General features: G+C 60.7%; 10 protein-coding genes and 1 tRNA gene. 7 read left to right on the top strand and 4 right to left on the bottom strand.

Annotated features, from left to right (window positions below):
• Positions 1-24: 24 nt before the first annotated feature.
• Positions 25-1,251 carry a tyrosine--tRNA ligase gene (gene tyrS, locus DFR46_RS02530; protein ID WP_116235028.1) on the top strand — a complete coding sequence of 409 codons (1,227 nt, stop codon included), beginning with the start codon at positions 25-27 and terminating at the stop codon, positions 1,249-1,251.
• Here the strand turns inward: tyrS and DFR46_RS02525 are convergent.
• Complete coding sequence (locus tag DFR46_RS02525) at positions 1,248-2,672, bottom strand: MATE family efflux transporter (protein WP_116235027.1); 1,425 nt, start codon at positions 2,670-2,672, stop codon at positions 1,248-1,250. The two genes, tyrS and DFR46_RS02525, sit on opposite strands and share 4 nt — an antisense overlap.
• A 105-nt stretch (positions 2,673-2,777) precedes the next feature.
• Between DFR46_RS02525 and DFR46_RS02520 the strand changes: the two genes are divergently transcribed.
• The gene (locus tag DFR46_RS02520; protein ID WP_116235026.1) at positions 2,778-3,122 is read left to right on the top strand and encodes a PilZ domain-containing protein; all 345 of its coding nucleotides are present in this window, start codon (positions 2,778-2,780) and stop codon (positions 3,120-3,122) included.
• A 32-nt stretch (positions 3,123-3,154) separates the two neighbouring features.
• On the opposite strand, the gene DFR46_RS02515 is transcribed toward DFR46_RS02520, so the two are convergent.
• Positions 3,155-3,631: a YqhG/Tai3 family protein gene (locus DFR46_RS02515; protein WP_116235025.1), complete on the bottom strand. Its 477-nt coding sequence runs from the start codon at positions 3,629-3,631 to the stop codon at positions 3,155-3,157.
• A 33-nt stretch (positions 3,632-3,664) separates the two neighbouring features.
• Positions 3,665-5,725: an ATP-dependent DNA helicase RecG gene (gene recG / locus DFR46_RS02510; protein WP_116235024.1), complete on the bottom strand. Its 2,061-nt coding sequence runs from the start codon at positions 5,723-5,725 to the stop codon at positions 3,665-3,667.
• A 71-nt stretch (positions 5,726-5,796) separates the two neighbouring features.
• Between recG and DFR46_RS02505 the strand changes: the two genes are divergently transcribed.
• Both DFR46_RS02505 and mfd read left to right on the top strand, forming a co-directional pair.
• A complete protein-coding gene (locus DFR46_RS02505; protein WP_116235023.1) occupies positions 5,797-6,063 on the top strand; it encodes an FAD assembly factor SdhE in 267 nt (88 codons plus the stop codon).
• A complete protein-coding gene (gene mfd / locus DFR46_RS02500; RefSeq protein WP_116235022.1) occupies positions 6,060-9,518 on the top strand; it encodes a transcription-repair coupling factor in 3,459 nt (1,152 codons plus the stop codon). Before DFR46_RS02505 ends, mfd begins: the two co-directional genes overlap by 4 nt.
• Here mfd and DFR46_RS02495 read toward each other — a convergent pair.
• Positions 9,515-11,599: a putative bifunctional diguanylate cyclase/phosphodiesterase gene (locus DFR46_RS02495; RefSeq protein WP_245953627.1), complete on the bottom strand. Its 2,085-nt coding sequence runs from the start codon at positions 11,597-11,599 to the stop codon at positions 9,515-9,517. The two genes, mfd and DFR46_RS02495, sit on opposite strands and share 4 nt — an antisense overlap.
• Positions 11,600-11,685: 86 nt before the next feature.
• Between DFR46_RS02495 and moaA the strand changes: the two genes are divergently transcribed.
• From moaA to DFR46_RS02480, 3 genes are all read left to right on the top strand, one after another.
• A complete protein-coding gene (gene moaA / locus DFR46_RS02490; protein WP_116235021.1) occupies positions 11,686-12,711 on the top strand; it encodes a GTP 3',8-cyclase MoaA in 1,026 nt (341 codons plus the stop codon).
• Positions 12,708-13,484, top strand: coding sequence for an NAD kinase (locus DFR46_RS02485; RefSeq protein ID WP_116235020.1), 777 nt, complete (start codon positions 12,708-12,710; stop codon positions 13,482-13,484). Before moaA ends, DFR46_RS02485 begins: the two co-directional genes overlap by 4 nt.
• An 85-nt stretch (positions 13,485-13,569) precedes the next feature.
• Positions 13,570-13,644 (top strand) — tRNA-Asn (locus DFR46_RS02480).
• Positions 13,645-13,681 lie beyond the last annotated feature (37 nt).

The following is a 13,681-nucleotide window of genomic DNA, read 5'->3' as shown; positions in this document are numbered from 1 at the left end:
TTTCTCCATGCTAACGGCCCCGCCATGACCGAATATCAATCCGACCTGCTGCGCCTGCTTGAAGCGCGCGACTATATCCACCAGCTCACCGATGCGGAAGGGCTGGACTCGCTTGCGGCCAAGCACGTCGTGCCCGGCTATATCGGGTTCGATGCGACGGCGGATTCACTGCATGTCGGCAGCCTCGTCCAGATCATGATGCTGCGCCGCCTGCAACAGGCCGGGCACAAGCCGATCGTGCTCATGGGCGGCGGGACGAGCAAGATTGGCGACCCGAGTTTCAAGGACGAGGCCCGCAAGCTGATTTCTGCGGATACCATCGCCGACAATATCTCCTCGATCAAACGGGTGTTTGACCGGTTCCTGACATTTGGCGACGGCCCTACCGATGCGATCATGGTAGACAATGCCAACTGGCTGGATGCGCTCGAATATATTCCGTTCCTGCGAGAGATCGGACAGCATTTCTCCGTCAACCGGATGCTGAGCTTCGATTCGGTTAGGCTGCGGCTGGATCGCGAACAATCGCTGAGCTTTCTCGAATTCAATTATATGATCCTCCAGGCGTATGATTTCCTGGAACTGTCGCGGCGTGCGGATTGCCTGTTACAGCTCGGCGGCTCCGATCAATGGGGTAATATCGTCAACGGGATTGAACTGGCCCGGCGGATTGACGGCAAGCAGCTGTACGGCATCACCACTCCGCTGATCACTACGGCCGATGGTGGAAAAATGGGCAAGACCACGAGCGGTGCGGTCTGGCTCAATGCAGACCGACTCAGCCCCTATGACTATTGGCAATTCTGGCGCAACACACAGGACGCCGATGTCGGCAAATTCCTGCGCCTGTTTACCGATATCGACCTTGGTGAAATCAGCCGGCTCGCGGCGCTGGACGGCGCGGAAATCAACGATGCGAAAAAAGTTCTCGCCGATGCGGCCACGGCAATGGCCCACGGGGAAGAGGCCGCGCGCGACGCCGCCGAAACGGCTCAGAAAACCTTTGAACAAGGTGCGACCGGAGACGATCTTCCGACACTCGCCGTGACTGGCGATATCGGCCTTGTCGAAGCGCTGGTCGGCCTGGAGCTGGTTGCATCGAAGGGAGAGGCAAAGCGCCTCGTTAAAGGCGGCGGGGCCAGGATCGACGGCGAACAGGTCAGCGATCTCGGAACGGTAATCTCGGTCGGAACCGCCCCGGTGCGCATTTCGGCAGGCAAGAAAAAGCATGGCGTGCTGTCAAACGGCTAGCCAAGCTGTCGCTCGCGTTCGATCATCCCGTTCAGCCAGCGCAAGCTGAGCCACAGGATCACCAGACCGGCCAACAGATTGGCAATCGCGATGCCCGCATAAACGCCCGTCGTGTCAAAAAACTGCGTCGCGACAAGAGTGATCGGAATGTAGAACAGCAGCGAGCGCACCAGATACAGGCCCAGGCCGAGCATCGGCCTCCCGAGGGCGTTGAACGCGCCGGCGGCGACGATGGTCACGCCATAACCTGCAAAGGTTATCGGGACGATCCAGAGATACCAGGATACCTCCTCCACCACGATCGGCGAATCGCTGAACTGTCCGGCCAGCCAGCCGGCACCCACCCAGAATCCGATTGCAACAATGGCGCTCCAGGCGAAACAGGCCAGAAAACTGAAGCGGATCGCCGAACGGATACGTTCATACTTCTTAGCGCCCCAATTCTGACCGGCGAGTGGCCCTATGGACCCGGACAGCGCCAGCATCGGGACAACCGCGAAGCTCTCCAGACGGCCGGCAACGCCGAAGCCTGCCACAACCTGATCGCCGTAAACGGCGACGATTGCGGTAGCGACGCCGATAGCCGCAGGATTGACGGCATTGCCCAGCGCCGCCGCGATCCCGATCCGGCCAATTTCCCGCCAACTGCTCAGCACCTCATCCCAACTCGTGCGTTTGAGATTGATCAGGCGGTCACGAAACAGGAGAACCGGTATGATCACGAGCGGCATAACGGTCCGCGCACAGAAATTGGCCCATGCCGCGCCTTCCATGCCCATGGCTTCGATGCCGAACCCGCCAAAGATCAATATCGGGTCTAGAGCGATCCCCACGACTGCCGTCGCTACCATCAGCGCGCTGGGGACGAGGGAATCGCCATTGGCGCGCAGGATACTTGCCCCGACCTGCGACAGGACAAGCAGCGGCAATGCACAATACCAGATGCGCATATAGGCGACGATATCGTCCAGCACGCCGCCTTCCGCGCCGATCAAAAGGAAAAGGGGCCGTATCGTCATGGTTCCGATACAGGCGACAACCACACCCGTGATCGCCGCCAGTACTAGGCTATGCGTGGTCAGGCTGACGATCCGGCTGCGATCCCCCTTGCCGATTGCCCGCGACAATAGCGAGCCCGTTCCGGCGGCCAGGCCGATGGCGAGGCTCATGATCGCAAATGCCACCGGAAAGGCGTAGCTGATCGCCGCCAGCGGCTGGGTGCCCAGCTGCCCCAGAAAATAGGCGTCGACCAGGGTCGCCGAAAACATGGCAATGATGCCGATCGATAGCGGGCTCGCAAGCCGGACGAGCTGGATGCACACCGAGCCCCGGGTAAGATCGCGCCTGTCCGCCATCGGCTTGGCTTCGCGCAGCCCCGTGCCGGAGACAAGTGCTGTTCGTCGAAGCTCCAGGCTTCCCATCAAAAAACTGATGGTAAACCGCCCGTTATCCGCGTTGCTTTGGTCGCAATTAAAGAGTTTCTGCGAGTAAGATCGGGTAATTCCGGCGGATTAGGAGAAACCAGGATGAACGCGCAACCTCTCGCTCAGCATATTTTCGATGTCGAAAAACGTCGTGCTGCGCGCGATGCTGTGTCTATTCGCGCCGAACTGCATGAACCCGGCGAAGACGGTCACGAAATCCTGGTGGGGAATCTCTCACCCTTCGGTTTCATGGCGATTTCCCCGAAAGCTTATCGGGAAGGGACGCTGGTTAGGCTGAACCTGCCGCTTATCGGCGAAGTGAACGCCCGTATCGTATGGTCGCTGAGCGATCGTATCGGTGCCGAATTCATCCGCCCGTTCGACGCGAGCGGCTATCGCCAGAAACTCGATTCCACCCCAAAAAAGGCGCATAACGACGACGGCTGAGAGTCGGCCGTACGCCCGGTACAATTCCGGCTTTAGGAGCCGTCCCGCAGCGCGTCGGCAAGACTGGGCATATCCGGATAGCCGATATCGGCCACACGCCACTCGCCATCGGTCCGGGAGAGCCGCAAGGCGACGGTCTGGCCACTTCCGAAATTGCTGAAGCTCACCTCCGCGATAACATCGTCATCCACCGCTTCCATACGCTCTATCGCATAGCTGAAATCACCAAAGTCCTGGCACGCGCAAAGCGGGTCCGCACCATATTCATCGCCCATCAACGCCAGAAGTTCCGGGGCAATGACGGCGGAGAAGGCTTCGATGCCATTGCCGTCGATATAGCTCTGGTAAACAGATTCGACGAAAGTGCGGGCCGATTCTAGATCGGCATCGGGCGTTGTTTCCGATGCAGCGAATTCGGGTTCGGCAGGATTGCTGTTTGAAGCTTCGGCAAAACAGCCCGATAGCAGAAAGGCAGCAAGAACGACTGATGCTTGACGTGCAATAGGCATTTCTTTCCCCTGTTGCGATGGCCGCGAATGGCCTTAGCCGCTGCGCAGCAACGGAACCGCAGTATCGCGCTTGAACAGGTAAAGTGCAATCCGGGCAGCCTCCCCGCGTGCGCTGTCCAGGCCGCCCTCATTCTCGATCAGCAGGCGCGCATCGTCATTGGCGATCGGCGCAAGTTCGGCAACCAGTTCAGGCGGTGCAATCCGGAAACCAACATCGCCAGACTGGCGCGTGCCCAGCAGTTCTCCCGCGCCACGCAATCGCAAATCCTCTTCCGCTATACGAAAGCCGTCATTGGTTTCGCGCAAAAGTTTAAGCCGCGCCCGCGCCGTTTCACTCAGCGTATCGCCGCGCAGAAGCAGGCACATCGACTGGGCATCACCGCGCCCGACCCGGCCACGCAGCTGATGGAGCTGGGCCAGCCCGAACCGGTCAGCGCCCTCCACAATCATCAGCGTCGCATTGGGCACATCAACGCCCACCTCGATCACCGTCGTCGCGACAAGCACAGCGAGATCGCCGCGCTGGAAACGGTCCATCACCGCATCTTTTTCCGGCCCCTTCATCCGGCCATGGACTAGACCCACCCGTTCCTCGCCAAAACGCGCCTTGAGCAATTGCGCCCGGTCTTCCGCGGCAGCCTGATCGGAAAGTGCGCTTTCCTCGACCAGCGGACAGACCCAATATGATTGCCCGCCGCCCGCAACATGGCGGCCCAGACCTTCAATGATCTCGTCGAGGCGGCCCGCATTCAGCACCCGGGTTTCGATGGGCTGGCGCCCCGGCGGCATTTCATCGAGCCGGGAAACATCCATCTCGCCGTAATGGGTCAGCGTGAGCGTGCGCGGGATGGGCGTCGCGGTCATCACCAGCAGATGCGGCGGCTTCTCCGCCTTTTGCGACAGCATCATGCGCTGCGCCACGCCAAAGCGGTGTTGCTCGTCCACGACCGCAAGGCCGAGCTTCTTGTAGCGCACCGCCTCCTGAAAAATCGCGTGGGTACCGATCAGGATATCCACTGAGCCATCGGCAAGCCCCATCAGCGTGGATTCCCGCACCTTGCCCTTGTCCCGCCCGGTCAGCACCGCAACATTGATCGGCAGGCCCGCAAGCATGGCCGAAATCGTATCGAAATGCTGGCGCGCGAGAATTTCCGTCGGCGCGAGAAGCGAGCCCTGCGCACCCGATTCCACCGCCATCAGCAAGGCCATCACCGCGACGAGAGTTTTCCCCGAACCGACATCGCCCTGCAGCAAACGCAGCATCGGCTTGTCCTGCTGCACATCGGCTTCGATTTCGGCAATGCTCCGCGTCTGCGCACCCGTCGCCTCATAGGGAAGATTCAGCATGTCGCGCAGCCTGCCATCTGGGTTTAACCGCTCCCCGCGGCGGCTGCGGGCCGATTGCCGGACAAGGGCGAGCGCCAGCTGGTTGGCGAAAATCTCGTCATAGGCGAGCCGCCGCCGCGCCTTATCGTTGGTCGGGTCCGCATGGATAGCACCGATAGCTTTGCGCCAGGCTGGCCATTCCTCACGTGCCTTCAGCCCCGGTTCGATCCATTCGGGAAGCTCGGGCGCGCGCTCCAGCGCCTGGGCCGCAAGCTGGCTAAGCCGCTTGTTGGTCAGCCCTTCGGATAGTGCATAGACGGATTCGCGCTGGGGAATTTCTTCAATCTCATCGGGTTTGACGACCATGTCGGGATGCACGATCTGCAATTCCTGACCATACATCTCCATACGGCCCGAAATCGCGCGCAGCTCGCCCAGCGGAAGCAGCTTTCTCGCCCATCCCGGGTTGTTGAAATAGACAAGGCTGACAATATTCCCCTCCCCGTCCACCGCCTGAATACGCAAAGGGCTGCGCGGGCCGCCAGCCTTATAGTCGATGGGTGTCACAATCACCGTCACTATCCGGCCCGCGTCAGCCATATCGAGCGTTTCCACACGTTTCCGGTCGATACAGCCTGTCGGCAGATGGAAGAGCACATCGACAATCTGTTCGAGCTTCAGCCGCCCCAGCGGCTTGGCGAGACCCTTGCCGACACCCTTCAGGGCTACGATTTCGGCAAACAGCGGATTGAGTATCTCGGGGCGCATGATTAGAGACTTCTATACCGAAGCCGACAAGCCATACCAGCGCCTGTCGGCCTTTTGCTGTTGGAGTTCACATGGATCACGCCGATCACCTGAAACGCCTGAAGTTTCGCGCATGGCACCGCGGAACCAAAGAGGCTGACCTGCTGATTGGCGGCTTTTTCGATCGCTATTCGGCAGAATGGTCAGCGGAAGAAGCGGACTGGTTTGAAAACCTGCTCGCAATCGACGATGTCACGATCATGGCCTGGGCCATCGGAACCCAAGAGCCACCTGCCGAAATCGATGGCCCCATGATGCGCCGCATGCAGGTTCTGGATTACATCCCCATCGCCAAATGACCGAGATTCAGAAAATTCTCGAAGCCAGCACGCCGCTGACGCTTGCCAGTGCGCCGACGGGCTTCCTGCCCTCCCTGATGGCGGACCTTGCGCGTGCGGCGGCGTTCAAGGGGCTGCCTGCCGTCTATATCGCGCCCGATGACGCGGCGATGCGCGGGCTGGCTGAAGCCGCCGCCTATTTCGCGCCCGAGATCGAGATTGTCAGCTTTCCGGCATGGGACTGCCTACCCTATGACCGCGCCAGTCCGAGCCTGCGGATTGCGGCCGAACGCCTTGCCGCACTCAACGCGCTCCAGCGCGAGCAGAAAAAGCCCCGCCTAATCGCAACGACGACCAACGCCGTGACTCAGCGGACATTGACGCCGTTTCGCATCCGCCAGCTTGTCGCGCATTTGGCGCCCGGCGAGCGCATCGACCGGGACGTTCTGACCGCGCGGCTACAGGCCAATGGCTATATCCGCGTCGAGAGCGTGGCCGATGCCGGGGAATATGCGGTGCGCGGCGGGTTGCTGGATCTGTTTCCATCAGGCGAGAAGGAAGCGCTTCGGCTGGATTTCTTCGGTGATGAGATTGAGAGCATCCGGCGCTTCGATCCCGCCGACCAACGCACAACCGGTCGCGCCGAGAGCTTCACCCTCCTCCCCGCGTCGGAAGCGCTGCTCGACGAGGATAACGTAAAACGCTTCCGTAGCGGATATCGCGAACTGTTTGGCGCAACGGCAACCGGCGATCCGCTATACCAGGCGATCAGTGAAGGCCGCCGCCTTGCCGGAATGGAGCATTGGCTGCCGCTGTTCGAAGAAAAACTCGCGACGTTTTTCGACTATCTGGACGAAGGCACTGTATTCGTTCGCGATGGCGGCACGGCGGCGGCATCAGAAGCCCGGTTCGAGGCGATCGCCGACTACTACAAAAACCGCGAAGAGGTCCGCTCTTCCGATCCGGGCAGCTACCGCCCTCTTGCCCCTGATACGCTCTATCTGACGAACCCCCAATGGGATGCCGTGGTTGCAGAGACGCCGCTGCACCTGACCAGCGCCTTTCGCGAACCCGAAGGCCCGGCGATTGTCGATCTCGATGTCGCCAGCGCCCGAAATTTTGCGCCAGAGCGCAAGGCGAACGCGAATGTCTATGAAGCGGTTGTCGCGCACATCATCGCGCTACGGGCTGAGGACAAAAAGGTCGTGCTTGCCAGCTATAGTATCGGTGCGCGGGAAAGGCTTGGCGGCCTGCTGGAAGAGCATGGGCTTGCCAATACCGCTCTTGCTGACGATTGGCAGTCGGCGCTTGGCGGCACAATCTCGTTGGCCGTTATCCCGCTCGATCATGGCTTCACATCCCCCGATGTCGCGCTGCTTTCCGAACAGGACATGCTGGGAGACAGGCTGCGCCGCAAAACCCGGCGCAAGAAGGATGCCGACGCATTTTTCAATGAGCTGGCAACGCTCACGCCCGGCGATCTCGTCGTACATAGCGAGCATGGCATTGGCCGCTATGAGGGGCTGACGTCGATCCCGGTCGGCAATGCCCCCCATGATTGCGTGGCGCTTGAATATGCGGGCGGCGACAAGCTTTATGTTCCGGTCGAGAATCTCGATGTGCTCTCGCGCTATGGCTCGCAGGGTGACGGCGTAGCGCTGGACAAGCTGGGCGGCGAAGGCTGGCAGCGCCGTAAAGCGAAAATGAAAGACCGGATCCAGGCGATAGCCGGGGATCTGATCGCGACGGCAGCCGCCCGCGCGCTGCGCACCGCCGATATTGCCGAGCCGGATTCCAGCTATGCGAGCTTTGTCGATCGCTTCCCCTATGCCGAAACCGAAGATCAGGACCGCGCTATCCAGCAGGTGATCGCCGATCTGGGCAAAGGCACACCGATGGACCGGCTGGTGTGCGGCGATGTGGGCTTCGGAAAAACCGAAGTTGCCCTGCGCGCCGCCTATGTCGCGGCGATGGCGGGCATGCAGGTCGCGCTAATCTGTCCGACGACCCTGCTCGCACGGCAGCATTACACCAATTTCAGTGAGCGCTTCGCCGGTTTCCCGATGAAGATCGGACGGCTGTCGCGCCTCGTGCCGACCGCCGAAGCCAAGGCGACGCGCGAAGGCCTTGCCGATGGCTCGGTCGATATCGTGATCGGCACCCATGCGCTGCTCGCCAAATCCATCGACTTCAAACGGATTGGCCTGGTGATTGTCGATGAGGAGCAGCATTTCGGCGTGGTCCACAAGGAGCGGCTCAAATCGCTGAAAGCCGATGTCCATGTGCTGACGCTGACCGCGACCCCGATCCCGCGCACGCTCCAAATGGCGATGTCGGGCTTGCGCGAGCTTTCGGTCATCCAGACCCCGCCGATCGACCGCCTTGCCGTGCGCACCTATGTCATGCCCTGGGATCCGGTCGTGCTACGCGAAGCCCTGCTGCGCGAACATTATCGCGGCGGGCAGAGCTTTTTCGTCGCGCCGCGTATTTCCGACCTTCCCGATATAGAGCAGTTCCTGCGCGAGGAGGTGCCCGAAATCAGCTTCGTTACCGCCCATGGCCAGATGTCGCCAACCGTGGTTGAGGAACGCATGTCGGCCTTTTACGACAAGCGCTATGATGTGCTGCTATCGACAACGATCATTGAAAGCGGACTGGATATTGCCTCGGCGAACACGCTGATCATTCACCGCGCTAACCAGTTTGGCCTGTCCCAGCTCTATCAGCTGCGCGGGCGCGTCGGCCGTTCGAAAGAGCGCGCTTATGCCTATCTGACGACCCCGGCAAACCGGATCGTGACGGAAGCGGCCGAGAAACGCCTCGGCGTCCTCTCCGATCTCGAAACGCTTGGCGCTGGTTTCCAGCTTGCCAGTCATGATCTCGATCAGCGCGGCGCGGGCAATCTGCTTGGCGACGAACAGTCCGGCCACATCAAGGAGGTCGGCTTCGAACTCTACCAGTCGATGCTTGAGGACGCGATTATCGCGGCCAAGGCTGGCAGTGCCGGGCTGGAAGCGCCGACAGAAGATTTCTCACCGCAGATCACCGTCGACGCGCCGATCATGATTCCCGATCATTATGTGCCTGATCTCGATCTGCGTATGGGGCTCTATCGGAGAATGAACGATCTGGAAAACCGGCAAGAGGTGGAAGCCTTCGCGGCCGAGCTTATCGACCGGTTTGGCGATATTCCGTCCCCCACCGCCAATCTGCTCAAGGTGATTGAAACCAAGCTCAACGCCAAAAAGGCGCATGTCTCGAAAATCGATGTCGGACCGCGCGGCGCCCTTGTCAGCTTCTTTCAGGACAGCTTCCCCAATCCCGCCGGGCTTATCGACTATGTCGAGCGGCTTAAGGGAACTGCAAAACTGCGCCCTGATCACAAGCTGGTTATCACCCGCAACTGGGGCGATCCGCAGGCGCGGCTCAACGGCGCGCTGCAGCTTTCCAAGGGACTGGCAAAAGCGGCGTCTTAGTTGTGCCCGGCCACCAGTGCTTCGAGCGCTGGGATATCGACAGGCGGCGCGCAGAGATAACCCTGATAGAGTTCGCAACCCTGCTCGGCGAGCAGTGACAGCTGTTCTTCAGTCTCGACCCCTTCGGCGATGACCGACAGGCCCAGCGACCGCGCCATCTCAATCACCCCGGTGACGACGATCCGGTCCCGCGCGCTCCCTGTAATGTCCTGGCTCAGTCGCTGATCGATTTTGAGGTAATCGAGCGGCAGGGTCTTGAGATAGGCCAGACTTGAATACCCCGTCCCGAAATCGTCAATCGCCACGCGGAATTTACTGGCACGCAACTCAGCAAGACATTCGGCGGCAATCCCGAGATCTTCGATCAAACCACTCTCGGTGACTTCGACGGTGAGTGTCGCATGATCGAAACCCGCATCATCCACCATCTCGGAAAAGCGATCGACAAAATCTTCCTCTGCCATGTCAGCAGCCGTAACATTCACGGAAAGCCGCAGTCCGGCCAGTGCAGAGGGCCAGCCCATTGCGGTTTCGACGGCCTTTTTTTGCACATGCTGCGACAATTCGATCAGATAGTCCGAACGCTCGGCCGCCGCGAACAGGGCGATTGCACCCAGTTCCCCGAATACCGGATGTTGCCAGCGCGCCAGCGCTTCAACCCCAACAATCTTTCCGGACGTAATCGACACCTGCGGCTGGTACAGTATTTCGATCTCGTCCCGGTCCAATGCGTGCCGCAGATCTATCTCCAACTGGCTGTCGCGCTCGGCCTGCCCTTCTTCATCCTTCCCGAACACCCGGATGGGATGTGTCTCTCCGTCTCGCGCTTCTGCCAGGGCGACGCTCGCTCGCCGCATTACCGCCGCCGCGTTTTCGTCTCCATCCTCGCTCGTTACAATACCGCATCGTGTTTTCAGCCGGATGACCTGATCGTCGGTAATGAAGGGCTTCTCAAGCACACCGACAAGCTGCCTCGCGGCAAATTCCGCCTCTTCGAGCGATACGGACGGCGCCAGACCAATGGCGAACTCGGCACCAGCCAGCCTGGCGACAAGTTTAGCCCGCATCGGCATGGCGAATATCAGGCGCTCGATCCGGCGTGCCATGCCCTGCAGCACCGCATCGCCAGTAGCGCTGCCATAAGCCTGATTGATACGTTCGAACCGGTGCAGGGAAATCAGCAGCAGCGCCAGTTTCGGCCCATCCCCGCGCTCTGCGCCGAGTTGCGTATCGATCCATTGATGAGCGCTGTGCACATCGCCGACACCAGTCAGATAATCGCTTTCCGATATATTCCGATGGTCCGTTTCTTCGTCGGGAAGTTCCACCCAGGCTCGAACAGTTTTCCCGTCTTCATCCAGGGTGAGATGATGGACCATGCGTTCGTGCGATGCGCCTGGCAGGTCGTGCGCAAAGGCGGTGGGCTGGCCGTTTCCAGTTAGTTTGTCGAGGGCGCGCCCTGCTTCCTCTCCGGCCTTCTCTCCCAACAGCTGCAAAAAATCGGGCCAGAGAATAGAACCTTCCTCTACCAAGGACACATCCAGCAAAGCGGTGAGCGAAGGATTGAGCGCCACCTGCCCCGCCCCGCGGTCCAGTTTCCATGTCTGCCTGACCGTTTCCGGAGCGACTCGTGCTGCGGCATGCTGATACCGGCCGCCGACCCTCACGGTATAGCGGTCGACGAAGCGCAGCGTCTGGATCAGCTCCTGATCGCCAAATGGGCTCGCGAGATAGTGGGTCGCGCCCGCCGCCAGCACTTGATCGATCCGCGCCACATCTGTCTTGGAAACCAGAACCAGCAAGGCCGCAGCATTCGCTTCCACCGGGTCGGCCAGTATCCTGATTGCCGCCAGCCCATCGTCAAACGCCCCCCTGCTGTCGACCACGGCTATTCTCGCGCCGGACAGGATGAAACGTCGTTCCGCCTTGTCCATGCGGCGTGCGGCGATCGGAGCCCAGCCCGCGCGCTCGACAACGGTCGCCAGCTCATTGCGTTGCCGGAACGACAGCAGAAAGAGCGGATTACCGGTTGAAGATGCGAAAGTGGATATGACTATTGGTCCCAGAAACGAACGATGCACCGCGATCTTGGGATACTCTAGAGCGCATCGGCCGCTGTGCAATGTTCCGATCCACACTTGCTCCCGCCACGGGCCCGTTTTAGGGCATGTCCATGGCCCCTACCCCCACCGCGCCGGCACGGCCCCTGACCGACGGATATGGCCGCCGGATAAGCTATTTGCGGATTTCTGTTACGGATCGCTGCGATCTCAGATGCCGCTACTGCATGTCCGAGAAGATGCAGTTCCTGCCGCGGCGAGACATACTCTCGTTCGAAGAGATCGACATGATCGCCAGCGCCTTTGTCGCGCGCGGAGTCCGCAGGATCCGGCTCTCGGGCGGCGAACCCCTTGTCCGCAAGGGCGTTGTCGACCTGGCGCACAGGCTTGGCCGACACCTGGAGAGCGGCGATCTCGACGAATTGACCATGACGAGCAATGCGACGCGGCTCGCCAGGCATGCGGAGGCACTTGTCGACGCCGGCATCGGCCGGATCAATGTTAGCCTCGACACGCGCGACCCGGAAACATTTCGCTATATCACCCGTTGGGGGGAATTGGAGAAGACACTGGAGGGCATCGCCGCGGCCAAGGCCGCCGGGCTGGAGGTCAAGATCAACATGGTGGCCCTCAAGGGGCTGAACGACGACCAGATAGTGCCGATGATGCGCTGGTGCGCGAGCGAGGGCCATGGCCTGACCCTGATCGAGACCATGCCGCTCGGCCGGATCGATGACGACCGGCACGATCGCTATCTGCCGCTCGACGCCGTGCAGCGCGATCTGGAGGAACAATTCCAGCTCGTGCCGCTTGCCGAGCGTACCGGAGGCCCGGCGCGCTACTGGAAGGTCGAAGAGCTCGGCCTCAAGCTTGGCCTGATAACGCCGCTCACCAACAATTTCTGCGATGGCTGCAATCGAGTGCGAATCACGGTGTCGGGGCAAATCTACATGTGCCTTGGCCATGACGATCATCTGGATCTGAAGACCGCCCTGCGAAAAGGCGGAACCGAAGCGCTGGACCGGGTGCTCGACCGCGCGATGACCCTCAAACCGAAACAGCATGACTTCTCGATTTCCGGCGATTCCGACACACCTTCCGTCGCCCGGCACATGAGCGTTACGGGCGGATGAATATTGACGGCAAATACGCAATCGTCGCCTCACCGACGGATGAAGCGCAGGCAGCGGCAGAGGTACTGCGCGAGCAGCATGATTTCGTCGATTTGAAAGAGGCGGAAGCCGTGATCGTGCTCGGGGGCGACGGCTTCATGCTGCAAATGTTGCACCAGATGCTGGCCGATCGCCAGATAAAACCGGTTTTCGGCATGAATCTGGGCACCGTCGGTTTTCTGATGAATGAATGGCGCGTCGAAGGTCTCGGCCAGAGGTTGGGCAAGGCGAAGACATTCACGGTCGCGCCCCTGCGGATGGATGCGGTGACGGTCGATGGCGACCGGATCTCCAGCCCGGCGATCAACGAAGTCTCCCTGCTCCGCGAGACGCGCCAAACAGCCAAGCTGGAAGTCCACGCAGGCGGCAATATCGTGATCGAGGAGCTGGTGTGCGACGGCGTGATCGTCGCAACGCCTGCCGGCTCGACCGCCTACAATCTTTCCGCACGCGGCCCGATCCTGCCCATGGGATCGAAAATGCTGGCCCTCACGCCGATCAGCCCGTTCCGGCCGCGGCGTTGGCGGGGCGCAATTCTGCCCGACAGCACTGAGATTGCCTTCCGGGTCCTGGAGCCCAAGAAACGGCCGGTCAGCGCGGTTGCGGACCAGCGCGAGGTCCGCGATGTCGCGACCGTCAACGTCTGTCTGGACACCAGCCAGACGCTCTCCCTTATGTTCGATCCCGAGCATGCACTGGACGAACGCATCTACCGTGAACAATTCATCGTCTGAGACGCTTGCATCGCCCCACCAAGCGTTGCTATAGGCGCGCGGCTGCTGATCGATACTTGTACCGTTCGGCAGACCTCAAGGGCATTCCCCGGTAGCTCAGTGGTAGAGCAATCGGCTGTTAACCGATCGGTCGTCTGTTCGAATCAGACCCGGGGAGCCACTTGCCAACCACCATTTTCTTCAGGGGCTCGCCGCCG

This window comes from Parasphingopyxis lamellibrachiae, assembly GCF_003385775.1.
Classification (GTDB): Bacteria; Pseudomonadota; Alphaproteobacteria; order Sphingomonadales; family Sphingomonadaceae; genus Parasphingopyxis; species Parasphingopyxis lamellibrachiae.
The sequence above is the reverse complement of the archived record's forward strand: the minus strand, read 5'-3'. Positions and strand labels throughout refer to the sequence as shown.

Coding starts and splice junctions, on each gene's coding strand:
- DFR46_RS02520 (WP_116235026.1), top strand. CDS start 2,778: ATGAACGCGCAACCTCTCGCTCAGCATATTTTCGATGTCGAAAAACGT.
- moaA (WP_116235021.1), top strand. CDS start 11,686: ATGTCCATGGCCCCTACCCCCACCGCGCCGGCACGGCCCCTGACCGAC.
- recG (WP_116235024.1), bottom strand. CDS start 5,725: ATGCGCCCCGAGATACTCAATCCGCTGTTTGCCGAAATCGTAGCCCTG.
- DFR46_RS02515 (WP_116235025.1), bottom strand. CDS start 3,631: ATGCCTATTGCACGTCAAGCATCAGTCGTTCTTGCTGCCTTTCTGCTA.
- DFR46_RS02505 (WP_116235023.1), top strand. CDS start 5,797: ATGGATCACGCCGATCACCTGAAACGCCTGAAGTTTCGCGCATGGCAC.
- tyrS (WP_116235028.1), top strand. CDS start 25: ATGACCGAATATCAATCCGACCTGCTGCGCCTGCTTGAAGCGCGCGAC.
- mfd (WP_116235022.1), top strand. CDS start 6,060: ATGACCGAGATTCAGAAAATTCTCGAAGCCAGCACGCCGCTGACGCTT.
- DFR46_RS02525 (WP_116235027.1), bottom strand. CDS start 2,672: ATGGGAAGCCTGGAGCTTCGACGAACAGCACTTGTCTCCGGCACGGGG.
- DFR46_RS02485 (WP_116235020.1), top strand. CDS start 12,708: ATGAATATTGACGGCAAATACGCAATCGTCGCCTCACCGACGGATGAA.